This is a genomic window from Sulfitobacter marinus, assembly GCF_900116285.1.
Classification (GTDB): domain Bacteria; phylum Pseudomonadota; class Alphaproteobacteria; order Rhodobacterales; family Rhodobacteraceae; genus Sulfitobacter; species Sulfitobacter marinus.
On the sequence record NZ_FPAJ01000001.1, the window covers coordinates 64,886 to 91,543 of the forward strand.

The window sequence follows — 26,658 nt, forward strand, 5'->3', positions numbered from 1 at the left end:
CGTTGAGGAACGACAATGCCCAAGCTTGGAATGGAACCGATCCGCCGCGATGCGCTGGTCAAGGCAACGATTGCCGAAATCGGGGCCGCGCAGTCATTGGATGTGACGGTGGATCAGATCGCGCGACGTGCTGGAATGTCCAAGGCGCTGGCCCATCACTATTTCGGCGGCAAAGATCAGATTTTCCTCGCGGCGATGCGCTACATCCTGTCGGAATATTCGGCCGAGGTGCGCCGCGAACTGCGCAAAGCCAGAACACCAGCTGCCCGCGCAGAGGCGATCATCAGGGCCAGCTTTGACGAAAGCTGCTTTGATCCTGCGACAGTTAGCGCGTGGATGACGCTGTACGGATCGTCGCGCACCAATGTCGAAACCTACCGTTTGTTGATCGTCTATCAGGCGCGGTTGCGGTCCAATCTGACCCACGCGCTGCGGCTTATTTCAACGCAGCCCGAACAAGATGCCGAAACCCTCGCCGCGCTGATTGACGGGCTGTATCTGCGTGCGGCCCTGTCTGACAGCGGTAGCGCGCCTGCCGCCTGCGCCCAAGCACTGTCCCTTTTGAACACCCTGATCGGAAGCAAGCCATGACCAAACCAAACATCCTGATCCTGATGGTCGACCAGTTGAACGGCACGCTTTTCCCTGACGGTCCGGCAGATTGGCTGCATGCCCCGAACCTCAAGAAGCTGGCGGCGCGGTCGACGCGGTTCAAGAACGCCTATACCGCCAGCCCGCTTTGCGCACCGGGTAGGGCGGCGTTTATGTCGGGCCAATTGCCAAGCGCCACGGGCGTCTATGACAACGCCGCTGAATTTCCATCCAGCGTGCCGACTTATGCGCATCACCTGCGCCGTGCGGGCTATCAGACCTGCCTGTCGGGCAAGATGCATTTCGTCGGCCCCGATCAGCTGCACGGGTTCGAGGAGCGCCTGACCACTGACATCTATCCCGCCGATTTCGGATGGACGCCGGATTACCGCAAGCCCGGCGAACGGATTGATTGGTGGTATCACAACATGGGGTCGGTGACCGGCGCAGGCGTGGCCGAGATCAGCAACCAGATGGAATATGACGACGCCGTCGCATACGAGGCAATGCGCAAGCTGTATGATTTGTCGCGCGGGCTTGATGACCGTCCGTGGTGCATGACAGTCAGCTTTACCCACCCGCACGACCCTTACGTGGCGCGCAAGAAATATTGGGACTTGTACAACGACTGCGAGCATCTGATGCCGCAGGTCGGTGATCTGGGCTATGACGCCCAAGACGCCCATTCCAAACGTATCTTTGATGCGAATGACTGGCGCAGCTTTGACATCACCGAGGAGAACATCAAACGGTCCCGCCAAGCGTATTTTGCGAACATCAGCTATCTTGACGACAAGATCGGTGAGATTTTGCAAACGCTTGAGGATACCCGCCAAGAGGCAATTATCGTGTTTGTGTCGGACCATGGCGATATGCTGGGCGAGCGCGGGTTGTGGTTCAAGATGAGTTTTTTTGAGGGGTCATCCCGCGTGCCGATGATGATCGCCGCCCCGCAGATGGAACCCGGTTTGAACGAAACTCCCGTCAGCAATATCGACGTCTGCCCGACCCTTTGTGATCTGGCGGGCGTGTCGATGGACGAGGTGATGGAATGGACCACGGGCCAGTCGCTGGTGCCCATGGGGCAGGGGGTGGAACGCACCGAACCCGTCGCCATGGAATACGCCGCCGAAGCATCCTATGCCCCGATGGTATCGCTGCGCTATGGCAAGTGGAAATACAACCGCTGTGCGCTGGACCCCGATCAACTGTTTGATCTGGACGCCGACCCGCACGAGTTGACCAATCTGGCCGAGGAACCGGCTCACCAAGGCACGCGCCAGACCTTGCGCGCCAAGGCCGACGCCCGCTGGGATCTGGACGCCTTTGACGCCGATGTGCGCAAAAGCCAGGCCCGCCGCTGGGTTGTGTACGAGTCTTTGCGCAAGGGCGGCTATTACCCGTGGGATTACCAGCCTCTGCGAAATGCGTCTGAACAATACATGCGCAACCATATGGACCTGAACGTGCTAGAAGAGAACAAACGCTTCCCGCGCGGCGAATAGACATTTACCGAATAGAACGGCGCTACCGAAAGGCCAGAACCCTATGCAAACCCAACCTACAGCCAGCCACTTTATCAACGGCGCTTATGTCGAAGACACCAATGGCACGCCCATCGATGTGATCTATCCCGCGACCGGTGAAAAGATCGCGATGGTTTATGCTGCGACGCCTGCGATTATCGAACAGGCACTTACCGCTGCCCGCGACGCCCAAGCCGCATGGGGTGCGATGACCGGCACGGAACGGGGCCGCATCCTGCGCCGCGCCGCCGATATCATGCGCGAACGCAATCACGACCTGTCGATCCTTGAAACCTATGACACCGGCAAACCGTATCAGGAAACATCGGTTGCCGATGCCACCAGCGGTGCCGATGCGTTGGAATATTTCGGCGGTATGGCAGCAACGCTGACCGGCGAACACATCCAACTGGGCGAAGACTGGGTCTATACCCGCCGCGAACCGTTGGGCGTGTGTGTCGGCATCGGCGCGTGGAACTACCCCACGCAAATCGCCTGCTGGAAGGGCGCGCCTGCGCTGGCTTGCGGCAATTCGATCATCTTTAAACCGTCCGAGACCACGCCGCTATCCGCGCTGAAAGTGGCCGAGATTTTGGTCCAGGCGGGTCTGCCCGCAGGTTTGTACAACGTTGTGCAAGGCATGGGCGAAGTGGGTGCCGCATTGGTTACCGACCCGCGCGTCGACAAAGTATCGCTAACCGGATCGGTGCCCACGGGCCGCAAGGTCTATGCCGCTGCGGCCGACGGGATGAAGCATGTCACGATGGAACTGGGCGGCAAGTCCCCGATCATCGTGTTCGAAGACGCCGATATCGAAAACGCGGTCAGCGGTGCGATTGTGGGCAACTTCTACAGCTCCGGTCAGGTCTGCTCAAACGGCACACGTGTGTTCGTACATACCGATATCAAAGAGGCGTTTCTGAAACGCTTGGCCGAACGTCTGGACAATGCGGTGATCGGCGATCCGATGGACCCCGACACCAGCTTTGGCCCGATGGTGTCAAAGCGCCAGCTGGATATCGTGCTGGGCTATATCGACAAGGGCAAGGCCGAAGGCGCGCGTCTGGTCTATGGTGGCAATGCGATTGACGGCAAAGGCTTCTATATGCAGCCAACCGTTTTTGCCGATGTTACCGACGACATGACCATCGCCCGCGAAGAGATTTTTGGCCCGGTCCTCTCCGTGCTGGATTTCACCGACGAAGACGACGTGATGGCCCGTGCCAATGACACCGAATTCGGGCTGGCGGCTGGGGTGTTTACCCGCGATCTGTCCCGCGCCCACCGTGTGGCTGCGAATTTTCAGGCGGGCACCTGCTATATCAACACCTATAACGACGCGCCCGTAGAGGCCCCGTTTGGCGGGATGAAGAATTCAGGCGTTGGCCGTGAAAATTCGAAAGCGGCGATTGAACACTACAGCCAGTTGAAATCCGTCTATGTGCGCATGGGCGATATGGAGGCACCTTTCTGATGGTCGGACTACCAGAGCCAGAAGCGCAACAGCCGCGCATGAACCGTGTTGATATCTTGAAATGGGTCGCGACAGTCGTCCAGTTGATCGGCTACGGGTTGACAGGGATGGGGCTACAACCGTGGAACGTGTTCGCATTCTTTGCGGGTATCGTTTTGTGGTTCGCGGTTGGTGTGATGTGGAAAGATCGCGCGATTATGGTGGTGCATGTCGGTGCATTCCTGTCGCTGCTAATCGGTTATGTGAGCGCGAATTAATGCAAGCTGAATTTATCATAGTGGGCGCAGGCAGTGCCGGATGTGCGATGGCGTATCGTTTGGCCAAGGCCGGGCGCAAGGTGTTGGTCATTGAACATGGCGGCACCGACGCAGGGCCGTTCATCCAGATGCCTGCGGCCCTGTCCTATCCGATGAACATGAAAACCTATGACTGGGGCTTTTCATCCGAACCCGAACCTCATCTGGGCAACCGCCGTTTGGCGACCCCGCGTGGCAAGGTGATCGGCGGTTCGTCGTCGATCAACGGCATGGTCTATGTGCGCGGCCACGCTGAGGATTATAACCATTGGGCCGAACAGGGGGCCGATGGCTGGGGTTATGCTGACGTGCTGCCCTATTTCAAACGGATGGAACATTGGCATGACGGCGGTCATGGCGGCGACGCGCAATGGCGTGGCAAAGACGGCCCGCTGCACGTGTCACGTGGCCCGCGTAAGAACCCGCTGTTCAAGGCTTTTGTCGAGGCTGGCAAACAGGCCGGCTACGAGGCCACCGAAGACTATAACGGCGAAAAGCAAGAGGGCTTTGGCCCGATGGAGCAGACGGTTTATGGCGGGCGGCGTTGGTCTGCGGCCAACGCTTATCTGCGGCCTGCCCAAAAGACGGGTAATGTTGAAATCATCCGTGCGCTCGCACAGCGCGTGGTGATCGAAGATGGCCGCGCGGTCGGTGTCGAAGTGTTGCGCGGCGGCAAGACCGAGGTGCTGCGCGCCAGTGGCGAGGTGATCCTTGCCGCGTCCTCGATCAACTCGCCCAAGCTGTTGTTGCTGTCTGGCATTGGGCCAGCTGCGCATCTGGCCGAACATGGCATCGACGTCGTCGCAGACCGCGCCGGTGTGGGCCAAAACCTGCAAGACCACCTTGAACTCTATATCCAGATGGCCGCGAGCCAGCCCATCACATTGTTCAAGCATTGGAACCTCTTTTCCAAGGCCATGATCGGCGCGCAATGGTTGTTCACGAAAACCGGTCTGGGCGCATCCAACCAGTTTGAATCGGCCGCGTTCATCCGGTCCAAACCGGGGATCAAATACCCTGATATCCAGTACCATTTCCTGCCCATTGCCGTGCGCTATGACGGCAAGGCAGCGGCGGAAGGACACGGGTTTCAGGCTCATGTCGGCCCGATGCGGTCGACCTCGCGGGGGGCGGTTTCGCTCCGGTCGGGTGACCCTGCCGATACGCCGAAAATCGTGTTCAACTATATGTCGCAGGACCGCGATTGGGAGGAATTTCGCAATTGCATCCGCCTGACCCGCGAGATTTTTGCCCAAGACGCGTTCAAACCGTTCGTGAAAAGCGAAATTCAGCCCGGTGCCGATGTACAAACGGATGACGAGCTGGATGCCTTTATCCGTGAACACGCCGAAAGCGCCTATCACCCCTGTGGCACCTGCCGGATGGGGCGTGCAGACGACCCTGATGCCGTGGTCGACCCTCAAGGTCGGGTGATTGGTGTGGACGGTCTGCGCGTTGCGGACAGCTCGATTTTCCCACGGATCACCAATGGCAATTTGAACGCGCCGTCGATCATGGTGGGTGAGAAGATGTCTGATCATATCTTGGGGATCGATCCATTAGCCGCCGCGAATGACGAACCTTGGATCCACCCCGATTGGAAAACCTCGCAGCGCTAGGACGATAGGGCGTTAAGGGAAATTTAGCGCACATTAACAAATGCCATTGATTGGGGCGGTCAAACGCTTCAGTCATGGCGCATGTTTTGTTCCGCAAGCGAGGCGCGCGCGGCAGGCTGGCGTGCCGCACGACGCTGATCATTCCACCTGATAGGGCAGTACATCGCGCAAATCAGGGTCAACAACCAACTGCCGTTCAAGCGGCGGAACGGACCGTTGGTGGCAGCCTTTGCGCTCGCAGATGCGGCAGGAAATCCCGATAGGTTCAAAGGCCGATGAGCGGCTGGTATCCATCCCGTCGGCATAGACCAACGCGGCCGCATGGCGCACCTCGCAGCCCAGCGAAATCGCATAGCGTCGCACCGGCGCGCCGAACCGTCCGGCGGGCTTCGAGATATCGCGCGCCAAGGAGATATAGCGCACCCCATCGGGGGTTTCGGCAAGCTGCCGCAGGAAACGCCCCGGTGTCTCGAACGCGCTATGCACATTCCACAGCGGACAGGCCCCGCCAAAGCGGGCGAATTGCAGCCGCGTGGCCGAATGGCGTTTGGTGATTGTCCCCGCCTGATCGACGCGCACAAAAAAGAACGGAATACCCTTGGAGCCGGGGCGTTGCATCGTCGACAGACGGTGGGCGACCTGTTCAATCGAGGCACCAAACTGGCCGGCCAAAATTTCCAGATCATGGCGGCAGTCCTGCGCGCTGGTCAAAAACGTCTGATAGGGCATGAGCGCCGCGCCAGCGAAATAATTGGCCAGCCCGATCTTGGCGATGTCCCGCGCGGCCCCGCTGTGAAACCGCGCCAGATCAAGCGTCGCCTCAAGCAGGCTGTTCTGTCGGGTCATGGCGGTCTGGAACAGCAGTTGAAACAGTTGCGTCTCTTGCGGGGCGCGTGACGAGATGTGCAAAATCCCCGCGTTCGGATCATAGCGGCGCAAGGCGGCCATATCGTCAAAGCTGACCTTGATACCCACTGCCGTCAGTGCCGCAATCGCCGTGGCCTTCAGCGTTTTGCCATCGCTGTTGGCACGGGCGAAATGTTCGGCGGCGCGGTCAACGGCATCAATGTAGTTATCGCAGTAATGAAAGAAATCGCGCACTTCCTCCCATGGGCTGGGGGATGCGCGGGCATCTTCGCGGCCCAATGCCTCGTCCAGATAGGCAAGGCGTTCATGGGTCTGGCGATGGCTTTGGTGCAGTTTGATAAAGGCCCGCGCCAACCCCGGCGCGTTTGACGCAGCAAGCTGCAGATCCGCCAGCGGCAGGGTATCCCCTTCGAAGAGCGGGTCGGCCAAAATTTCGCGCATGTCACTGACCAAGCGTTGGCTGTCACCGCTGGACAGTTCGGTCACGTCCATCCCGAATTCGGACGCGAGCGCCAGAACCACCGTCGTACTGACGGGACGGTTGTTGTTTTCCATCTGGTTCAAATAGGGCAGGGACACGCCCAGCTTGGCGGCGAAATCCTTTTGCGTGCTGCCATTCTTGGTGCGTAATTCGCGCAGTTTCGCGCCAGCATAGAGCTTTTGGGTCGCCATCCGGATCAGGGCCTTTGCAAATTTGCAGATGCCCCTATGCTAGCTTTGCAAAGTGGCGTCGACAAGGCCCGCGTCGGCAACTGTGTGTCGTCAGCTCAGGCCCAGCATTTTTTCGCGGCGGATCACGACCAAGATCGCCGCGACCCCGGCAACCGCCGTCCCCAGCATGATCCACAATAAGGGATATGCACCGGTTTCTTTGCTCAGCAGTGATCCGGCCAGAATGCTAAGGCCTGCACCCCCACCAATCATCACGGCCCCGCCCAGACCCGATGCCGTGCCCGCAAGATGCGGCCGCACGGACAACAAGCCCGCGGTCGCATTGGGGATGCACAGCCCGTTGCCAAGACCGACCAGCGTCATCATGCCAAAGAAGGACATGGGGCTGCCGTACCCGGCCAGAAAGATCAGCATCGACACAGCACCACCCACAGCATTGGCCAGACAGCCACATAGTACCAGCGTATTGACGCCCCATTTGGTGGCCGTGCGCGCGGTGATAAAGTTGCCCATGAAATATCCGATGGCGGGTGCCCCGAAATACAGGCCAAGCTCGGCAGGCTCCATGCCAAAGACTTCGCTGCCGACAAAGGGCGCGCCGCCCAGATACGCGAAAAATGCGCCCGAACAACAGGCCGCCGCCATCGAGTATCCCCAAAACCGCGGTGACTTTAGCAACTCGGGGTATTCGCGGAATTGCTGGCTCATGGTTTTACCCGACCGAACGGATGTCTCACCCAAGTCATACCAAGTTTGCGCAAAAACAAATGCGCCCACGGCGAACATGGCCCAGAACGTGGCCTGCCAGCCGAATACCTGATCCAGTATGCCCCCAATCGCGGGGGTTATCATCGGGACCACTGCCATCCCCATGGTGACATATCCGATCATCGATGCGGCTTTGTCTTGAGTAAACATATCGCGCACGACCGCGCGGCTCAGCACCATGCTGACGGCGATAATGGCTTGTGCGCAGCGACAGATCAGGAACACCGTGGTCGTGGGGGCATAGATGCAGCCCACCGTGGCGATCATGTAAATGACCAACCCCCACAGCAACACATTACGCCGTCCCAGGTTGTCGGAGACAGGGCCAATAATCAGCTGCAATCCGGCGCTGAACAGCAGGTACAGAGGCACCGACAGCTGCATAACGCTATAATCGGTCTCGAAATATTCGGCCATCGAAGGCAGGCTGGGCAGGAACATGTTCATTGCCAGCGCGCCGATACCCGACAATAGGATCAGCGTTGAGACATGCGGCGGGCTCGTCTTGTCCAGAAACCGGACCTCGTTTTCTCTCATCATGTAATGCAGTTAGGCCTGTGGTTGGATATTGTCTATGATCTTCCGTGTGGTTTGCGTATTTGCAGTTTGCTTAATTGTTGCTGAATAAAATTTGCAAATTTGCAAAAAGACTCTTTGGTTGCCGCCTCGCACTGGCTAGTATGGCGAAAATCCAAAAGAGGTGCGTCATGAAAGATATCATAGAACAGCTGGAAGACCGTCGCCAAGAGGCGCGCCTGGGGGGCGGGCAAAAACGCATCGATGCGCAGCATGCCCGTGGCAAGCTGACTGCTCGCGAACGAATTGATCTGCTGCTGGATGACGGGTCTTTCGAAGAGTTCGACATGTTCGTCACGCACCGCTGCACCGATTTCGGCATGCAGTCGCAAAAGCCTGCAGGCGACGGTGTTGTCACGGGGTGGGGTACCATCAATGGCCGGCTTGTCTATGTCTTCAGCCAAGACTTTACCGTTTTTGGTGGGTCGCTTTCTGAGGCGCACGCTCAGAAGATCTGCAAAATTCAGGATATGGCCATTCAAAACGGTGCCCCTGTAATCGGCATCAACGATTCCGGCGGCGCGCGTATTCAGGAAGGGGTGGCCAGCCTCGCGGGCTATGCCGAAGTGTTCCAGCGCAATATCGAAGCCTCAGGTGTGATCCCGCAGATCAGCGTGATTATGGGGCCATGCGCGGGCGGCGCGGTCTACTCCCCGGCGATGACCGACTTTATCTTTATGGTCAAAGACACGTCTTATATGTTCGTGACCGGCCCCGATGTGGTGAAAACCGTGACCAACGAACAGGTCACCGCCGAAGAGCTGGGCGGTGCCTCCACCCACACGCGCAAATCATCTGTCGCAGATGCGGCGTTTGAAAATGATGTTGAGGCACTGGCCGAAGTGCGCCGCTTGGTTGATTTCCTGCCCGCTAATAACCGTGAAAAACCACCCGTCCGCCCGTTCTTTGACGATCCGAACCGGATTGAAACGTCGCTCGACACGCTGGTGCCGGTCAACGCCAACACGCCCTATGACATGAAAGAGCTGATCCACAAGCTGGCGGATGAGGGTGACTTTTACGAGATCCAAGAAGATTTCGCCAAGAACATCCTGACCGGCTTTATCCGTATCGAAGGACGCACCGTCGGTGTTGTGGCCAACCAGCCCATGGTGCTTGCTGGCTGTCTGGATATCGACAGCTCGCGCAAGGCGGCGCGCTTCGTGCGTTTCTGCGATGCGTTCGAAATTCCGATCCTGACCTTGGTTGATGTCCCCGGCTTTCTGCCTGGCACTAGCCAGGAATATGGCGGCGTGATCAAACACGGTGCCAAACTGCTCTTTGCTTACGGCGAGGCGACAGTGCCGATGGTGACCGTGATCACTCGCAAGGCTTACGGCGGCGCCTATGATGTTATGGCGTCCAAACATCTGCAATCCGACTTTAACTATGCATGGCCCACCGCCGAAATCGCGGTGATGGGGGCCAAGGGTGCGACCGAAATTATCCACCGCGCCGACCTGAAAGACCCCGAAAAAATCGCGAGCCACACTGCTGACTACGAAGAGCGTTTCGCGAACCCGTTTGTGGCAGCCGAACGCGGTTTTATCGACGAGGTCATCCAACCCAGCATGACGCGCAAACGCATTGCCCGCGCCTTTGCGTCCCTGCGCAACAAGTCCAAAACGATGCCGTGGAAGAAACACGATAACATCCCGCTCTGACTTCTCTGGCTCTTAAATATCCTCGCCGAAGGCATAGAATCTTTGGCGCGACAGGAGAAACGCGTGAAACCGTTCGCTGATCATAGATCATACCCATTGCGCGCTGCGACGGGGCTGGTGGCCAGATGAAGCTGGCCGCCGCGCTTTTGCTTGCTGCAACGCCGCTACAGGCGCTTGATGTCCCCTCGGGGCAGCAGGTCGACCTGCAAGAGGTTCTGATCGACCAGATGGGCGATGAGACATGGCTGCGGTTTCGCTTTGTCGCGCCCGGTATCGCCCGTGACAGCGGCACAATCACGTATGATGTCGCAGCACCTGATATGAAGGCGCTGTGCGACAGGCTGGCCATCCCCTATGCCGCACAGTATGCGCTGACGGGCGACGTGATTGTGATTTCGCTGGCGGATCGGGCCGTTGAATTTGGTGCCGTAGACCCAAGCGTAACACAGTTTTTCGAAGCATATCGCCCCGAAAACGACATCTGTATCTGGGAGGCATTATGATGCTACCACAATATCTTGCGCTGACATCTGCACGCACTGGCAGAACTGCGGCTTTGGCGACACATTTTCGCCGATTGAACCGGTCCCCGTATGCAATGCGCCGCAACTGCGGTAATATCGCGCCAAGGAATACGCAGGTATCCCTTACTACAAAAGCGGGGTTTTATGGGCATGAGGCAGTGCCGGGCCCCTTATGCAATCACAGGAGACTACGATGTCAAAGAGCATCACAATGTTGGCCGCATTCGGCCTTGTCGCAGCTGTTTCAGCATGCGCGCCCAAGCAGGAAGAATATGTTGTTGTCGCACCCGAGCCCATCTCGGTTGAGCCAGTATACACAGGCAAGTACAAGTAATGCTTGCCGGGGGCAGGCGGTTGCGCCTGTCCCCACGCAAACACAGCCGCACATGATCCCCGCAGTCTGGGGGGCATCATGCTGAAACATCGCGGTTTTCCGGGGCGTATGCCCGGTTCAGACTTTCAATTCACCATTCGTCGCGCCAACCCTAAAGGGGTTACGCCGCTGACCCGTCGCGAGCGTCGCTCGGATCGTAAATCCGTGGACCGGCGGGCGGATACGGCCTTTATGGCGGCACTCTGGGAGGCCTTTGGCACAGAGCCGTTCGAGCGTGGCAATCTGGACGCGGGGCGTTTGTCGTGGATGTTCGGCCGCGAGGTCGTCGCCGTCGAAGACCCCTTTGATCCCGAAGATTACGAGGCCTTGCTGGTGATCAATGAACCGCTTGCCCGTGCGTCTTTTCCCGACGCATTCGAGGATTGAACAGATGCCCGTATGGATCACGTCAGCGGATAACCGCCCCGTGGCCAGCGGGTTTTTGCCCTTTAGCCGACCGCGCCGTGGCAAAGTTCTGGGTGCGGCGGAACCATTGATCTATCATCGCGTTAAGCCACGTATTCAAAACGTTGCGTTGAGCAGATCAAAAGGACGCCCGCTATGCAAATCAATAACATCATCCTTACACTCACAGCTTGTGCAGGCCTTGCCGCATGCGGCGACACCATGGGCGAACAAGCCCTTGGCGGCGGTGCCATCGGTGCCGGTGCTGCAGCCCTCACAGGCGGTGGTTTGCTGCAAGGTGCGGCCATCGGTGCAGGCGCTAACGTGCTTGCCTGCCAGTCGGGTGCCGTGCGCTGCAACTAAACTAATCCAAGATGCTGCCGTCAAAGGCAGCGCCTCACTATATCACAATACCGACCCCGCTCAGCAAACGCTGATGCGGGGTTTTTCCGTTTCCTCAAGACCCAAAGGGACAGCCCATGTTCAATAAGATCCTGATCGCCAACCGCGGCGAAATTGCGTGCCGTGTCATCAAGACTGCGAAAAAGATGGGCATCCAGACCGTCGCCATCTATTCGGACGCAGACGCCCAAGCGCTGCACGTCCAAATGGCAGACGAGGCGATCCATATCGGCCCGCCCCCTGCGAACCAATCCTATATCGTCATCGACAAGGTGATGGCCGCGATCAAGGAATCCGGTGCGCAGGCTGTACACCCCGGTTATGGGTTCTTGTCCGAAAACGCCAAATTCGCCGAAGCCCTCTCTGCGGCTGGCGTTGCATTCATCGGGCCACCCGTCGGTGCCATTGAGAAAATGGGCGACAAGATCACCTCGAAAAAGATTGCGAAAGAGGCGGGGGTTTCCACCGTGCCGGGCTACATGGGCCTGATCGCTGACGCGGACGAGGCCGTCAAAATCTCGAACGAAGTCGGCTATCCAGTGATGCTCAAGGCGTCTGCGGGTGGTGGCGGCAAGGGCATGCGCATTGCATGGAACGACGAAGAGGCCCGCGAAGGGTTTCAGTCCTCCAAGAACGAAGCCGCAAACAGCTTTGGCGATGACCGTATCTTTATCGAGAAATTCGTAACCCAGCCACGCCACATCGAAATTCAGGTGCTGTGCGACGCACATGGCAATGGTGTTTATCTTGGCGAGCGGGAATGTTCGATCCAGCGCCGTAATCAGAAAGTTGTCGAAGAGGCACCATCGCCGTTCCTCGACGAGGCCACGCGCAAAGCCATGGGCGAACAGTCTGTCGCACTGGCCCAAGCGGTTGGCTATGCCTCGGCGGGCACCGTCGAATTCATCGTGGATGGCGACAAGAATTTTTACTTCCTTGAAATGAACACCCGTTTGCAGGTGGAGCATCCCGTGACCGAGCTGATCACCGGCGTCGATCTGGTTGAACAGATGATCCGCGTGGCCAATGGCGAAAAGCTGACGATCACTCAAGACGATGTAAAGCTGAACGGCTGGGCCATCGAAAATCGCCTTTATGCCGAAGACCCGTATCGTGGTTTCCTGCCCTCCATCGGCCGCTTGACCCGCTACCGTCCGCCCATGGAAATTGCGGCTGGCCCGCTGCTGACCAATGACAAATGGCAAGGCGACGCGCCCAGCGGTGAGACGGCTGTGCGCAACGATACCGGCGTCTATGAGGGCGGCGAAATCAGCATGTATTACGATCCGATGATCGCCAAGCTGTGCACATGGGCCCCCACCCGCGATCAAGCAATTGAGGCGATGCGCGTCGCCCTTGATAGCTTTGAGGTCGAAGGCATCGGGCACAACCTGCCGTTCCTGTCTGCCGTTATGGATCACCCGATCTTTACCGCCGGCGACATGACAACCGCCTTTATCGAAGAACAATACCCCGACGGCTTCCAAGGCGTTGAACTGCCCGAGGCCGAGCTACGCCGCATCGCAGCCGCGACGGCCGCCATGCACCGTGTCAGTGAAATCCGCCGCACCCGTGTGTCTGGCCGGATGGACAACCACGAACGCAAGGTTGGCACCGCGTGGAATGTCGCCATTCAGGGGCAATCCTATGACGTCGATATTGCAGCGGACCATGAAGGCGCGACCGTAACCTTCGAAGATGGTCATGAAATGCGCGTCGCGGGCGACTGGACGCCGGGCGATCATCTGGCGACGATGACGGTCGATAATGCACCGCTGATCTTTAAGGTTGGTAAAGTGTCGGGTGGGTTCCGTATTCGTGCCCGTGGCGCTGATCTAAAGGTCCATGTGCGCAATCCGCGTCAGGCCGAACTGGCCCGCTTGATGCCTGAAAAACTGCCCCCGGACACCTCCAAATTGCTGTTGTGCCCGATGCCGGGACTGGTCGTGAAAATCGACGTCGCGGTCGGCGACGAAGTTCAAGAAGGCCAAAGCCTCTGCACAATCGAGGCGATGAAGATGGAAAACATCCTGCGCGCCGAGAAGAAGGGCACCGTGTCAAAGATCAACGCCAACGCAGGTGACAGCCTTGCCGTTGATGACGTCATTATTGAGTTCGAATAAAGCCAATGCTTGCCAGCCCATGCATCAGCCCCACCATCGGATCGGCATCTTTTGCCGCCCCGATCGGCGTGGCGCTGCGTGGGTTTAGATCAGGTCGTCAGTCGAACAGCTGCCGCGCATCCTCTTTGGCATCGCGGATTTCGCGTTGCCGGATGGTCATCTTGTCGATGCTGCGTGTAATTTCACGCACATCCCAAGGGCGCGGTTTGCGCAGCTTGATGCCGCCATCCTTGCCGACCAGCACCAACATGAACCCGCGGGGGCGCATTTTCAGCCGCAAAGCACTGCGCGCGGTGGGGTCCGTATCGGTCAGCACGATGACATCGCGTTCCAGCAAATCCTCTTGCTGGGCCATCAGTAAATCCATCTGCGATATGTACGCAGGGTCGTCCGGACTGTCGGCAAAGACTAAAACGGGCCTTTTTTTCCAGTGGAATTCACTCAAATCTGCCATATCTGCCGGTGCAAACAGCACTGGGGCGGGTGGTTCTGTGGCGGATTGTGCAGCGGCGAAAGGCGCGAACAATCCAACGAAAACAAGGGCTATCACTGATTTCATTTCTTCTCCTACTGCCTCAGATATAGGGGGTTTCCGCCAGATTGCGATGCGCAATTTATGGCAAACGGCCATTAAGCTTAACGAAACGGGTCATCGGACATGAATAGGGCAGTTCCCTTGTATGGATCGGTTGGGACGGTTCCCTTGTTACGATTGGGCGAAAAGCTAATGGATATTATTATGCACGTCGGCGCGCATAGAACGGCGACGACCAGCTTTCAAAGCTATCTGCGTGCGAACTCTGACGCGATCACAACATCCCAAACCGGCGTTTGGGGCCCGCTGCGCATCCGTAAGGGGCTGTTTTCAGGAATTTTTCCCAGCCCCAAACTGCCGGGCCGATCCCCCGAGCGGGTAAAAGGGCGGGTCGCGTTGCAATTGGCGCGTGCCCGCGAGGCCGGGATGGCGCGGCTGGTACTGTCCGAAGAAAATATGATCGGGTCGTCGCGCCACTGCGTGCGCACAGGGTTGCTTTTCCCGGCGGCAGGCGACCGGATGGCGCGGTACTGCGCGGCGTTTGATGGAAAAATTACCCGGATCATGCTTAACATCCGGTCGCCTGAAACCTGGTGGGCTTCGGCGGCGTCATATGCCGTTTCGCGCGGCCACGATGTGCCCGACCAGACAAAGCTGGACAAGATCGCCAGCGCACAGCGCAGCTGGCGGGACGTAATCACTGATCTGGCTTGCGCCGTACCGAACGCCGAAATCAAGGTCGCCACATTCGAAGAATACGCAGGCCGCCCGGATGCGCTGCTGGCCGAGGCGACGGGCGTTGCGGCCCCCGTTAACCGAGATCATTTCTGGCTGAACCGTGCGCCGGATCTGCCTGCGCTGCGCACCATCTTGGCCGAGGGCGGCCAAGACCCCGATCTGCTGCCCGATGCAACCGGTCGATGGAACCCATTTACCGACGCACAAGCGACCGCTTTGCGTGAAACCTATTGTGATGATCTGTTCTGGCTGACCGCCGGGGCGGATGGTCTGGCCCAACTGACAGAAAATAACGCCCGAGAAAGAGCAGGCACAAGCCAGCCGTCGGGCGACCCCAAAAAAGGACATTCCCATGACAGCCGACAAAGATACATGGCGCAATCTGGCTGAGGCCGAGCTGCGCGGACGCCCTGTTGACGATCTCACCTGGCACACGCTGGAAGGCATCGACGTCAAACCGCTGTACACCGCCGAGGATACCGCCGGTCTGGATCATATGGGCGGCGTTCCCGGTCAGGCCCCCTTTACCCGCGGTGTCAAGGCGACGATGTATGCAGGCCGCCCTTGGACCATCCGCCAATATGCGGGCTTTTCCACGGCCGAAGAATCCAACGCCTTTTATCGCCGTGCCCTGGCCGCCGGTCAGCAGGGCGTTTCGGTGGCCTTCGATCTGGCGACACACCGTGGATACGACAGCGATCACCCCCGTGTTGAGGGCGACGTTGGCAAGGCTGGCGTGGCCATCGATAGCGTCGAAGATATGAAAATTCTGTTTGATGGCATCCCGCTCGACAAGGTGTCGGTGTCCATGACCATGAACGGCGCGGTGATCCCGATCCTGGCCAATTTCATCGTCGCAGGCGAAGAGCAGGGCCATGACAAATCGGTACTGGCCGGCACCATTCAGAATGACATTCTGAAAGAGTTCATGGTGCGCAACACCTATATCTATCCGCCAGAACCATCGATGAAGATCATCGGTGACATCATCGAATATACCTCTGACCACATGCCGAAATTCAACTCGATCTCGATTTCGGGCTATCACATGCAAGAGGCCGGTGCGAACCTGGTGCAAGAGCTGGCTTTCACCTTGGCCGATGGTCGGGAATACGTGCGCACCGCCATTGCCGCCGGCATGGACGTGGATAAATTCGCGCCACGTCTCAGCTTTTTCTTTTGCATCGGTATGAACTTCTTTATGGAGGCCGCCAAATTGCGCGCCGCCCGTCTGCTGTGGTCGCGGATCATGGATGAATTCAAGCCGCAAAACCCCAAATCCGCCATGCTGCGCACCCATTGCCAGACTTCGGGCGTGTCGTTGCAGGAACAAGACCCCTATAACAACGTGATCCGCACCGCCTACGAGGCGATGTCGGCGGTGTTGGGCGGCACCCAATCGCTGCACACCAACGCGTTGGACGAAGCGATTGCCCTCCCGACCGAATTCTCGTCGCGTATTGCCCGTAACACCCAGTTGATCTTGCAAGAAGAAACCGGCGTGACCAATGTCGTCGATCCGCTGGCTGGCAGCTATTACGTGGAGAAATTGACCAGCGATCTGGCCGAGGCGGCCTGGAAGCTGATCGAAGAGGTCGAGGAACTGGGCGGCATGACCAAGGCCGTGGCCTCTGGCATGCCCAAACTGCGCATCGAAGAAGCCGCTGCCACCCGTCAGGCCAAGATCGACCGGGGCACCGATGTGATCGTCGGGGTTAATAAATACCGCCGCGAGACCGAAGACGAGATTGATATCCTGGATGTTGATAACGTGGCTGTGCGTGACAGTCAGATCAAGCGCCTGAAAACGGTACGGGATACCCGGGACGAGGCTGCTTGCACCGCCGTGCTGGCGGAATTGACCCGTCGGGCAAAAGAGGGCGGTAACTTGCTTGAGGGGGCCGTCGAGGCCGCCCGTGCCCGCGCCACAGTTGGAGAAATTAGCATGGCTATGGAAAGCGAATTCGGCCGCCACCGCGCCGAGGTGAAAACATTGGCGGGCGTCTATGGTGCGGCCTATGAGGGCGATAGCGGCTTTGCCGAAATCCAGAAATCCGTCGAAGACTTTGCTGAGGCCGAAGGCCGCCGCCCACGCATGTTGGTCGTGAAAATGGGCCAAGACGGGCATGACCGCGGGGCTAAAGTCATCGCGACCGCCTTTGCCGATATCGGGTTTGACGTGGACGTCGGCCCCTTGTTCCAGACACCTGCCGAGGCCGCCCAAGACGCCGTAGACAACGACGTGCATGTCATCGGCATCTCGTCGCAGGCGGCGGGCCACAAGACCCTAGCGCCGCAATTGATCAAGGCGCTGAAGGACGCGGGGGCCGAGGATATCTTGGTCATCTGCGGCGGCGTGATCCCGCAGCAGGATTATAAATTCTTGTATGACGCGGGGGTCAAAGCGATATTCGGGCCGGGCACAAACATCCCCAACGCGGCGCAGGATATCTTGAAGTTGATCCGTGAGGCGCGCGGCTAAGGTTGGTTGGGGCTTTCGCGTTCTAGAAGCTCTATTACTTTAAAGAATGAGGGGGCTGTCTGCCCCCTCAAACTCCCCCGAGGATTTAGACCCATTTGGAAAATGACGTGATGATGGAACTGGATCACATTGCAATCGCCGGGGAGACTTTGTCTGCGGCGGTTTCTTATGTTCAAGAAACGTTGGGTGTGGCGATGCAGCCGGGCGGCGAGCACGCAGTATTTCATACCCATAACAAGCTACTCGGATTGCATGATGGGCTGTATCTTGAGGCGATTGCCGTGAACCCAGCTGCACCAGCTCCGGATCGGGCGCGATGGTTTGATCTGGACCGGTTCAGCGGTCCAGCGCGGCTGACCAACTGGATTTGTCGCTGCGATGATCTGGATGCGGCGTTGGAGGTTTTGCCAGACGGGTTCGGCGCGCCGGTGCAGCTGCAGCGCGGTGATCTGCGCTGGCGTATGGCGGTGCCGCAGTCCGGTGTCCTGCCCTTTGATAATTGCGCCCCGGCGTTGATCGAATGGCAGGGTGATGCGCATCCCGCGCCGCGGCTTGGGGCGGGGGGCTGCCGTTTAGAGAGGTTAGAGGTGCAGCATCCGGATGCCTTGGTGTTGGCTGAGATGCTGGCACCATTGCTGCAGGACGATCGGGTGTCCTTTGTGCAGGGTGATCCGGGGTTGAAGGCCGGGTTAGATGTTGCGGGCACAAAGGCTGTGCTAGGATGATCCGGGCCGCTGTGGCGCAGGACGCGGCCGAGATTGCCGCGATCTGGAACGCCATGATCCGCGATACATTGTTCACCTTTACTACTGAACAGAAGACCAAAGCCGGTATTGTGGCGATGATCGCAGACAGACCGGGGGCCGTTTGGGTCGCTCAGACGGATCGGATCGTTGGTTTTGTCACCCATGCGCAGTTTCGAACCGGGCCGGGGTACCGCACCAGTGTTGAGCATAGCATCGTGCTAAGTGATGGCGCGCGCGGGCAGGGCATGGGGCGCGCGTTGATGGATCAGGCGTGTTTATCTGCGGCGCAGCAGGGGCGGCACATCATGGTCGCGGGCATCAGTTCGGCCAACATGGGCGGCGTGGCGTTTCACGCGGCCTTGGGGTTTGAGCATGTCGGCCGGATGCCCGAGATCGCGCGCAAAGACGGGCAATGGCTGGATTTGATTTTGATGCAGAAAATGCTGACCGCCCCCTGACTTCTGCGCTGCGGCGCAGTAGGGTGATGCCATGTCGATTTGGTCACGCATCACCGAAGCTTTGTCAGCACTCACCGCAGGGGAGGGGCTTGCGTCGGTTTTTGACCGTCTGCGCAGCCCACCAGAGCGGTCGGTTGCCTTTACCATTGCGGTGATCGCTCTTGGCGCAAAGATGGCTAAGGCGGACGGGCAGGTCACCCGAGACGAGGTAACGGCTTTTCGCGAAGTGTTTCACATCACCGAGGACGATCAGCACGGTGCGGCAAGAGTGTTCAACCTTGCGCGGCAGGATGTGACGGGTTTTGAAGACTACGCAAGCCGCATTGCCAGTATGTTCTCGGACCAGCCCGAGATGCTGCGCGACCTGATTGAGGGGCTGTTTCATATTGCCATGGCCGACGGTACGTATCATCCGAACGAGGATGCGTTTTTGGCCCGTGTGGCCGAGATTTTTGCGATGAACGAGAGCGATTTTGCGTCGCTGCGCGCGCGGTTTGTGCCGGATACATCACCGCTGCCCCATACGGTTTTGGGGATATCCCCCAATGCGTCGCTGGAGGAAGGCAAGGTCGCGTGGCGGCGATTGGTGCGTGACAATCACCCCGATGCATTGGTTGCAAGGGGCCTGCCGCCCGAAGCCGTTTCGATGGCGGAAAAGCGGCTGATCGACATCAACCGAGCGTGGGAGACATGGTCAGGCAAGGCGCGCTGATGCGTATTGCGACCTATAATGTCGAATGGTTCACGGGGCTGTTTGACGAGAAAGATCAATTGTTTGACGATGGCGCATGGTCGGCGCGGCATAATGTGACACGCGCCCAGCAGACCCAAGCCTTGGGCCGTGTGTTTCATGCGCTTGATGCCGATGCGGTGATGATCATCGAGGCACCGGATACCAGCCGCAATCACGCGACCGTGGCGGCCTTGCAGAATTTTGCTGCACATTTCGGCCTGCGCACGACCGACGCAATCATGGGGTTTGCCAATGATACCCAGCAGGAAATTGCATTGCTCTATGACCCGGACAAGCTGACGGTCAGCCATAGCCCGGGCGGCGACGGGACCGGACGAGAAGGTGCAACCGGCGCACCACGCTTTGACGGTGTCTTGCGGATCGATCTGGATATTGATGCCAAGGAAGATTTGGTCGTTTTCTCAAAGCCGCCGCTGGAGCTGAACGTTCAGACCAATACGGGGTTTGCGTTCCGAATGATCGGCGCACATCTGAAGTCAAAAGCGCCCCATGGTGCGAAGACTCCCGAAGACGTGCTGCGTTTGGGCATTGCCAACCGGCGCAAACAATTGGCCCAGGCGATATGGTTGCGCCGGCGGATCGAGACCCATCTTGTGGCAGGCGATGCGATGATGGTGCTGGGCGATTTGAACGACGGTCCGGGGCTGGATTCCTTTGAGGACCTGTTCGGGCGGTCGTCCGTCGAAATTGTGATGGGGCACCGGGGTGAAAACGCATTGATTGAACCGCATGCTGAGCGCGCGCTGTCCCAACGCATCGGTGCGACGCCCACGACCTCGCGGTTTTGGATTGCGCCCGAGAACCGGTATTTGCAGGCTTTGCTGGATTATATCATGGTCAGCCCTGCGTTTGTGCAGCGCAATGCACGTTGGCGCATCTGGCATCCGTTGGACGATCCTGATTGCTGGGCGGATACGGCTTTGCGCGATGCGTTGATCACCGCATCGGACCACTTTCCGGTGACAATCGAGTTCGACGACTGAACGGCAGGGTGCGGCATCTTTTACCGCAGGCCCAATCACCTCGCCGCGCGGTGTGCTTGCTACCTAGGACTTGACCGTCTTAAGCTGAACCTCGGCACCCAGAGAGGCGGCAAGGGAGTTCAGGCGCGCCTCGGCGACCTCGCCAAACAGCGGTAGCATGTCATTGGTTAGCCACAGCTCAAGCTGTTTCTTCTTGGGATACCAACGCAATGTGCCGCGGTCTTCGTCCTTGTTCATCCACAGCATCGCGCCAAAGCGCATGGCCTTACCGAGAATTTCAGCCTCAACCCGTGTCTTTTCATCGACCATCTCATAGAGATCTTCAAAGCGGGTATTTTCGCGTTTGTTGGAATAGCGGTGGAGTAGGGCAAGGCCTAAAAATATCCGCTCGGAATGTTTTAGCCCGCCCAGATTGGCGCGGGTGGCGTTGTCGAAACAGACCTCGGCACGGTAATCGGGATGCGCACGCCAGCTGACATCATGGAGCAAACAGGCCGCCTTGACCAAGCGTTTGCGCTGTGGCGGGGCAGATTTATAGAGCGGTTGAATGAAATCATAGAGCACCTTGCCAAAGCCGGGCATGCGGGCGTCTTTGGCCTCGGCAAAGCGGCAGGCCTCGATCAGTGGGTCGCGGTCGCGCAGCCGTTGGGGCATCTGCTCGTACAGCATCCCCTCGCGGATACCATAGCTGGAAATGGCGATGTCTTTGGGCTTGAAGGTTTTAACCAAGCGCGACAGAACCTCGGCGGCAAAGGGCACCAGTGCCATCCGGCTTGAGGAAACGCCGCTAATCTGGCGCAGCTCTTCGAGGTCGTTATTCTTGATGTATTTGACTGTATCGCGTACGGACTTGGCCGTCATGCGGTATTCGTGAAGCACATGCAGCGGATAGCCGCGCCGCATCATATCGATGCGCGCAATCGCCCGCCATGATCCACCGACCAGAAACAGACGGTCACGTTGCGCGCCCATTTTTTCGGCCAAGCCTTGCATGACCTCTTTGATATGTCCCTGCCGTGCCTTGGCACCGCCTTTGATATCGCGCAGTTTCAGCGGCCCAAGCGCGGATGTAACCCGCTTGCCCACGCGGCCAGCGGAAATTTCCGCCAGCTCCATCGACGAGCCACCGATGTCGCAGACGAGACCGTAGGCCCCCGGCCAGCCCAAAAGAACACCTTGCGCCGAAAGCCGTGCTTCTTCCTCGCCATCGATGACCCAGATTTTCAAGCCTGTTTCGCGTTCGACCTCGTCACAAAAGGCGCGGCCGTCGGAGGCATCGCGTACAGCGGCCGTGGCCACGACGGTCAGTTCAGCCAGTTGCATGCCATCGGCAAGTTTCCTGAACCGTTTCATCGCTGACAAAGCGCGCGCGCGCCCCTGTGGCGACAGATGACCGGTTTCCGCCATGCCAGCACCCAAGGCGCACATGATTTTTTCATTGTAGAAATACGCGGGCGATCGTGCAGCCCCGTCAAACACCACCAAGCGGACAGAGTTTGACCCGACGTCGACCACGCCCACCTTGGCCAACGCGCGGGCTGAGGGATCTTGGAACAGTGGTTTTCCGAAAAGCCCCAGATCGGCCACGCCGGTTTCAGGGACAAGGGAGGGCGGATTGGTGTCTAGCGTATCTGCCACAAATGCTCCTGCGGGGGCTTTGGTTCATGTCCAAATTGGCCCAGTTGTGGGGGGGAGGTCAATTGTTAACGGTGCGGGGCCTGTTGTAAAAAGGAGAGGGCCTGCGGCCCTCGTGACATTTTGGCGCGTGGGGGAGGCGTGAGCCCCATATGGCCGCAGACGGGATCGGGGAGGAAAGCTGCGCCTTCGGCGAGAGTTTATTTGGCAAAATGAAAAGGGGATCAGTCTTCGGTATGGGTCAGTTTGGGCACGTCCGAGGCACCGGCACTGCCGCGCCCGGAAAGCGACGGGTTTTCCATGAAGAAGCGGTGGCAGTTGAATGCGAATACGCCTTCTTGCAGGGGCGGGCGGGTAAAGCTCCCATCGGCGGACATGACCCAGCTTTGGGCCACATCCGCAAGATTTGCCGCCATAATCTGGCTGGTGATCTGTGCCTTGACGGTGGGGTTTTCGATTTCAACCAGCGTTTCGACGCGGCGGGTCAGGTTGCGGCCCATCCAGTCGGCGGAGGACATGAAAACGCGGGCCTTTTTATGGGGCAGGCCGTGGCCATTGCCAAAGCACACGATGCGCGAATGTTCCAGAAACCGTCCGACGATGGATTTGACGCGGATGTTTTCGGACAGACCTTTGATGCCGGGGCGCAGGCTGCAAATACCGCGCACGACGAGGCTGATTTTAACGCCCGCCTGCGAGGCGGCATAAAGCGCGTCGATCACATCGGCATCCACGATGGAGTTCATCTTGGCCCAAATCTCGGCGGGTTTACCGGCGGCGGCATGTTTTGCCTCTGCGGCGATCATATCGAGCAGGCGGGGCTTTAGGGTAATCGGTGAGATCGCCAGATTATCCAAGGTCTCGGGCTGGGCATAGCCGGACAGGTAGTTGAACACTTTAGTGGCGTCGCGCCCCAGCTTTTGATCGCAGGTGAACAGCGAAAGGTCGGTATAAATGCGCGCCGTAATCGGGTGGTAGTTTCCGGTACCGTAGTGTGTGTAGGTCACCAGTTGATCGCCTTCGCGGCGCACCACTGTCGAGATTTTTGCGTGTGTTTTCAGATCTATAAAGCCGTAAACCACATGGGCGCCGGCCCGTTCGAGCCTGCGCGATTGGCGGATATTTGCGGCCTCGTCAAAGCGGGCCTTGAGCTCGACCAGTGCGGTGACGGATTTACCGTCTTCGGCGGCTTCGCACAGTGCTTCGACGATGGGGCTGTCGCGTGAGGTGCGGTAAAGCGTTTGTTTGATCGCCACCACATTGGGATCGCGTGCGGCCTGGGTCAGGAAGCGCACCACCATATCGAAGGTTTCATAGGGGTGGTGCAGCAGCATATCTTTGGAGCGGATCGCGGCGAACATATCGCCATCATGGTCAGTGACCCGTTCCGGCACGCGTGAGGTAAACTGCGGCCATAGCAAATCGGGCCGACTGTCGATGACCAGTTCGGACAGGTCAGCAACCCCGATCATCCCGTCGATTTCTATGACGTCTTGGGGGCGCACACCGAGTTCGGCCATGACCACGTTTTTCAGCTTTTCAGGTGCACCCGAGGAGTGGGTGAGGCGCACCACCTCGCCGCGGCGACGACGTTTTAGCGCAACCTCGAATTCTCGTACCAGATCTTCGGCTTCGTCCTCGACCTCGAGATCGCTGTCACGCAAGACGCGGAACTCAAAGTGGTCTTTCAGTTTGTAGCCGGGGAACAGGCCCGGGACATTCAGCACCAACAAGTCTTCGAGGGGCAGGAACCTCTGGCAACCTTCTGGCGCGGGGAGTGCGACGAAGCGATCGATCTTGGCCGGGATCGGCAGCAGCGCCTGTAGGGGGCGTTTATCCGCTGTCCGTTCCAGTTGCAGCGCCAGCGCGTAGCCGGTGTTGGGGATGAAAGGAAAGGGGTGTGCAGGGTCAATGGCCAATGGGGACAGGACCGCAAATACCTGATTTAGAAACACATCTTCGAGATGGGCCAGATCGGCATTGTCCAGATCGGCGGCGCGTTCGAGCATGATGTTTTGCGCGTCCATTTCGGCAATCAGATCTACCAGCGTGCTTTGCTGGGTCAGCATCAGCTTGCGGGCGTTCTCATTGATCAACACCAACTGTTCGGCAGGGGACAGGCCATCGGCGGCGGGAGTTGTGTTGCCCGCTTGGGCCAATTCGCGCAGACCCGCCACGCGGACGGTGTAAAACTCGTCTAGATTGTTGGCGGAAATCGACAGGAACCGCAGGCGTTCGAGCAACGGGACCCGAGGGTTCTGCGCCTCTTCCAGCACACGCCAATTGAAACCCAGCCAGCTGAGTTCACGGTTATAGAAACGGCCCGGGCCAGACATATCCAGTTCGGGCAGGGTTTCAGGGTCGGGGAAGGCGGCTTTTAGAAAGTCAGCTTGGTTCATAGCGGCCTTATGGCGTTGGATTACAACAGAATTATGACACGGAAAGTGGTGCGAGTATCGCGCGGGTTAGGCGCGATTGTCCAGCACTTGTGCGGCAAGCGTACGGGTCACAGGCTTTTTCTGCGCAAGGCTGGCTGCGTCAAGGGCAGCAACCAGATCGCCTGCGGCGGCAAAGGACCGGTCCATGCGGGGCAGCAGATAGGGGATCAAATCGGGTTTCGGCGTCAGTTGACGGTCTGCCAAAAGCTTGGCCAGCACGGCCGTCAGCAGCATGTCATCGGGGGCCTCAAGTGCGGCCGAACCTGCGGCACCCATGCGGCTGGTCAGATCCGGTAGGGTCAGGTTCCAACCAGCGACAGGGGGCGTGCCTGTCATCAACAGGCTGTGCCCATCGGCCAGAACCAGATTGTGAAGGTGGAACAGGGCCGTTTCGGCAGCTGTATTGCCCGCGATGGCGGGCACGTCTTCGACGGCGATACAGCTTTGCGCCAATTGGGGGATATCGGCATCGGGCAGATCTGCGGCGCTGATGATCTGCGCCCCTGACATGGCGGCCCACACATGGGTCAGGTGGGTTTTGCCCGATCCGGCGGGGCCGGTCAGCGCGAGTTTATGGCCCGCCCAGCCTTGCCAGCCGTCAATCATCGCCGCCGCAATCGCGTTCGACGGGGCAACAAAGAAATCGTCGCGCCCCAGTGCGGTGCGACTGGGAAGTGCAAGGCCAAGCTGTTTTGCCATATCAGTCGGCCCGTTCGTCCAAGGTGGTTTGATCAACGCCCTTATACAGGACGCTTTCACGATATTGCTCGGTTGCAAAGCGCGCGATGACCCCAAGGGCCGCAGCGATTGGCACCGCAGCCAGCATGCCCACAAAGCCGAACAGGGAGCCAAAGACGGACAATGCAAGGATCAGCCAAACAGGGTGCAAACCAACGGAATTCCCGACCAGTTTTGGCGTCAGGAAGTTCCCTTCGAGCATTTGCCCCAGAACGAAGATTGCTGCGACCAAACCGATCGATATCCAGTCGCCCCAGAATTGGAACAGGGCCAGGCCGATGGCCAGCACGCCGCCCAGTGCCGCGCCAAGATAGGGGATAAAGGTGACCAGCCCTGCGATGAACCCGACGACAAGGCCGAATTGCAACCCGACCAACATCAGCGCGATGGCGTAGTAGGTGCCCAAGATCAGGCAGACAGTTCCCATACCGCGGATAAAGCTGGCAAGGGTTTTGTCAATCTCGCGGGCCAGACGGCGGATGACTGGCGCGTGGTCACGGGGCAGCAGGCTGTCAATTTGCGCGACCATGCGGTCCCAGTCGAGAAGCAGATAAACGGCTACAACAGGGACGATCACGAACAAGAGCAGGATGTTCAACAATGACGCAGCCGAGGCCAGAGCGGTGTTCAGCAACTCTCCGCCGCGTTCCTGGATTGTCGCGCCAATGCCTGTGATTGATGTGCGCAGGGTTGATCCCTCGACCAAGAGCGTCGGGAAGCGGTCCGTTAAGAAATCGGTGAAATTGCGGGTCAGCTCTGGCGCGACTTCGATCAGATTGATCGCTTGACTGACCAAGGTCGGCACCACCAAAAGGGCCATCACGACAAAGATCAAGAGCGCGAATAACGTGATGACTGCGGTGGCCATGGCGCGGCTAAGGCCCAAGCTTTCAAGCCGGTCCGCAACAGGGTCAAGGAAATACGCAATCGCGGCGCCGATCAAAAAGGGCAGCAGGATATCCCCGGTGAACCAAAGGATCACAAGGGCGACTGCGCCCGCAATCCCCCAGTATTTCAATTGATCTCTGATAGGCAGTGCCATGGGCAACCTCCGAAACGCGTTCCATGTTGACATTGCGCACTGGTACCGGATTTTCAAGGGCTGAGCGGCGTGTGAGCACTAAATCATGGGCGCATTTGGCGGATGTAGGGCCTCCGGCGGGGATTTAAGACCATTTGGAAATTGAAGGTTGCGCTGGGTCGGTGGCTCTTGCTTTGTGCGGCTTGACAACAGGGCGATGGCCATTGCCACTGTGGCCAAGAAGGAGACC

The 26,658-nt window shown here is 58.6% G+C and carries 24 protein-coding genes; 17 read left to right on the top strand and 7 right to left on the bottom strand.

Annotation, left to right across the window (positions count from 1 at the left end):
- The first annotated feature begins 15 nt into the window (after positions 1–15).
- Genes betI through betA form a run of 5 tightly spaced genes read left to right on the top strand, consistent with a single transcriptional unit; the run spans position 16 to position 5,506 of the window.
- Positions 16–591, top strand: a complete 576-nt coding sequence (gene betI / locus BM347_RS00320; RefSeq protein ID WP_093914452.1) for a choline-binding transcriptional repressor BetI — start codon at positions 16–18, stop codon at positions 589–591.
- Positions 588–2,096, top strand: a complete 1,509-nt coding sequence (gene betC / locus BM347_RS00325; RefSeq protein ID WP_093914453.1) for a choline-sulfatase — start codon at positions 588–590, stop codon at positions 2,094–2,096. Before betI ends, betC begins: the two co-directional genes overlap by 4 nt.
- 43 nt (positions 2,097–2,139) lie before the next feature.
- The gene (betB, locus tag BM347_RS00330; RefSeq protein WP_093914454.1) at positions 2,140–3,591 is read left to right on the top strand and encodes a betaine-aldehyde dehydrogenase; all 1,452 of its coding nucleotides are present in this window, start codon (positions 2,140–2,142) and stop codon (positions 3,589–3,591) included.
- The gene (locus BM347_RS00335) at positions 3,591–3,848 is read left to right on the top strand and encodes a DUF6552 family protein (protein WP_245764143.1); all 258 of its coding nucleotides are present in this window, start codon (positions 3,591–3,593) and stop codon (positions 3,846–3,848) included. Before betB ends, BM347_RS00335 begins: the two co-directional genes overlap by 1 nt.
- Positions 3,848–5,506: a choline dehydrogenase gene (betA, locus tag BM347_RS00340; RefSeq protein WP_093914455.1), complete on the top strand. Its 1,659-nt coding sequence runs from the start codon at positions 3,848–3,850 to the stop codon at positions 5,504–5,506. Before BM347_RS00335 ends, betA begins: the two co-directional genes overlap by 1 nt.
- Before the next feature lie 138 nt (positions 5,507–5,644).
- On the opposite strand, the gene BM347_RS00345 is transcribed toward betA, so the two are convergent.
- Together BM347_RS00345 and BM347_RS00350 are read right to left on the bottom strand one after the other, a co-directional pair.
- Positions 5,645–7,045 (bottom strand): helix-turn-helix domain-containing protein, encoded by a 1,401-nt coding sequence (locus BM347_RS00345; RefSeq protein WP_093914456.1) that lies wholly within the window; start codon positions 7,043–7,045, stop codon positions 5,645–5,647.
- A gap of 90 nt (positions 7,046–7,135) precedes the next feature.
- Positions 7,136–8,353, bottom strand: a complete 1,218-nt coding sequence (locus BM347_RS00350) for a multidrug effflux MFS transporter (protein WP_093914457.1) — start codon at positions 8,351–8,353, stop codon at positions 7,136–7,138.
- A gap of 167 nt (positions 8,354–8,520) precedes the next feature.
- Here BM347_RS00350 and BM347_RS00355 point away from each other — a divergent pair, with 167 nt between their 5' ends.
- The 6 genes from BM347_RS00355 to BM347_RS00375 all read left to right on the top strand — a co-directional run bounded on the left by BM347_RS00355 (position 8,521) and on the right by BM347_RS00375 (position 13,880).
- Positions 8,521–10,053 (top strand): acyl-CoA carboxylase subunit beta, encoded by a 1,533-nt coding sequence (locus tag BM347_RS00355; RefSeq protein ID WP_093914458.1) that lies wholly within the window; start codon positions 8,521–8,523, stop codon positions 10,051–10,053.
- A 125-nt stretch (positions 10,054–10,178) separates the two neighbouring features.
- Positions 10,179–10,556 carry a DUF6497 family protein gene (locus tag BM347_RS00360; protein WP_093914459.1) on the top strand — a complete coding sequence of 126 codons (378 nt, stop codon included), beginning with the start codon at positions 10,179–10,181 and terminating at the stop codon, positions 10,554–10,556.
- Positions 10,557–10,770: 214 nt separating this feature from the next.
- Positions 10,771–10,911, top strand: a complete 141-nt coding sequence (locus BM347_RS17490; protein WP_175498451.1) for a hypothetical protein — start codon at positions 10,771–10,773, stop codon at positions 10,909–10,911.
- 78 nt (positions 10,912–10,989) lie between these two features.
- Positions 10,990–11,337 carry a hypothetical protein gene (locus tag BM347_RS00365; RefSeq protein ID WP_093914460.1) on the top strand — a complete coding sequence of 116 codons (348 nt, stop codon included), beginning with the start codon at positions 10,990–10,992 and terminating at the stop codon, positions 11,335–11,337.
- A 174-nt stretch (positions 11,338–11,511) separates the two neighbouring features.
- The gene (locus tag BM347_RS00370; protein ID WP_093914461.1) at positions 11,512–11,718 is read left to right on the top strand and encodes a hypothetical protein; all 207 of its coding nucleotides are present in this window, start codon (positions 11,512–11,514) and stop codon (positions 11,716–11,718) included.
- Positions 11,719–11,834: 116 nt separating this feature from the next.
- The gene (locus BM347_RS00375) at positions 11,835–13,880 is read left to right on the top strand and encodes an acetyl-CoA carboxylase biotin carboxylase subunit (RefSeq protein ID WP_093914462.1); all 2,046 of its coding nucleotides are present in this window, start codon (positions 11,835–11,837) and stop codon (positions 13,878–13,880) included.
- A gap of 97 nt (positions 13,881–13,977) precedes the next feature.
- Here the strand turns inward: BM347_RS00375 and BM347_RS00380 are convergent, their stop codons facing one another.
- A complete protein-coding gene (locus BM347_RS00380; protein WP_093914463.1) occupies positions 13,978–14,439 on the bottom strand; it encodes a DUF4174 domain-containing protein in 462 nt (153 codons plus the stop codon).
- A 168-nt stretch (positions 14,440–14,607) separates the two neighbouring features.
- On the opposite strand from BM347_RS00380, the gene BM347_RS00385 reads away from it, so the two are divergent.
- The 6 genes from BM347_RS00385 (at position 14,608) to BM347_RS00410 (ending at position 20,576) form a co-directional block, all read left to right on the top strand.
- Complete coding sequence (locus tag BM347_RS00385; RefSeq protein ID WP_093914464.1) at positions 14,608–15,543, top strand: hypothetical protein; 936 nt, start codon at positions 14,608–14,610, stop codon at positions 15,541–15,543.
- Complete coding sequence (gene scpA / locus BM347_RS00390) at positions 15,506–17,635, top strand: methylmalonyl-CoA mutase (protein ID WP_093914465.1); 2,130 nt, start codon at positions 15,506–15,508, stop codon at positions 17,633–17,635. Before BM347_RS00385 ends, scpA begins: the two co-directional genes overlap by 38 nt.
- A gap of 110 nt (positions 17,636–17,745) precedes the next feature.
- Positions 17,746–18,360 (top strand): VOC family protein, encoded by a 615-nt coding sequence (locus tag BM347_RS00395; RefSeq protein ID WP_093914466.1) that lies wholly within the window; start codon positions 17,746–17,748, stop codon positions 18,358–18,360.
- Positions 18,357–18,839 carry a GNAT family N-acetyltransferase gene (locus tag BM347_RS00400; protein WP_093914467.1) on the top strand — a complete coding sequence of 161 codons (483 nt, stop codon included), beginning with the start codon at positions 18,357–18,359 and terminating at the stop codon, positions 18,837–18,839. The genes BM347_RS00395 and BM347_RS00400 overlap by 4 nt, the downstream gene beginning before the upstream one ends.
- A 31-nt stretch (positions 18,840–18,870) precedes the next feature.
- Complete coding sequence (locus tag BM347_RS00405) at positions 18,871–19,551, top strand: molecular chaperone DjiA (RefSeq protein WP_093914468.1); 681 nt, start codon at positions 18,871–18,873, stop codon at positions 19,549–19,551.
- Complete coding sequence (locus BM347_RS00410) at positions 19,551–20,576, top strand: endonuclease/exonuclease/phosphatase family protein (protein WP_093915335.1); 1,026 nt, start codon at positions 19,551–19,553, stop codon at positions 20,574–20,576. The genes BM347_RS00405 and BM347_RS00410 overlap by 1 nt, the downstream gene beginning before the upstream one ends.
- A gap of 63 nt (positions 20,577–20,639) precedes the next feature.
- Here the strand turns inward: BM347_RS00410 and ppx are convergent, their stop codons facing one another.
- The 4 genes from ppx to BM347_RS00430 all read right to left on the bottom strand — a co-directional run bounded on the left by ppx (position 20,640) and on the right by BM347_RS00430 (position 26,429).
- A complete protein-coding gene (ppx, locus tag BM347_RS00415; RefSeq protein WP_175498452.1) occupies positions 20,640–22,214 on the bottom strand; it encodes an exopolyphosphatase in 1,575 nt (524 codons plus the stop codon).
- Positions 22,215–22,435: 221 nt separating this feature from the next.
- Complete coding sequence (locus BM347_RS00420; protein ID WP_093914469.1) at positions 22,436–24,610, bottom strand: RNA degradosome polyphosphate kinase; 2,175 nt, start codon at positions 24,608–24,610, stop codon at positions 22,436–22,438.
- 66 nt (positions 24,611–24,676) lie between these two features.
- The gene (locus BM347_RS00425) at positions 24,677–25,348 is read right to left on the bottom strand and encodes a P-loop NTPase family protein (RefSeq protein ID WP_093914470.1); all 672 of its coding nucleotides are present in this window, start codon (positions 25,346–25,348) and stop codon (positions 24,677–24,679) included.
- 1 nt (position 25,349) lies between these two features.
- Positions 25,350–26,429 (bottom strand): AI-2E family transporter, encoded by a 1,080-nt coding sequence (locus BM347_RS00430; RefSeq protein WP_093914471.1) that lies wholly within the window; start codon positions 26,427–26,429, stop codon positions 25,350–25,352.
- Positions 26,430–26,658 lie beyond the last annotated feature (229 nt).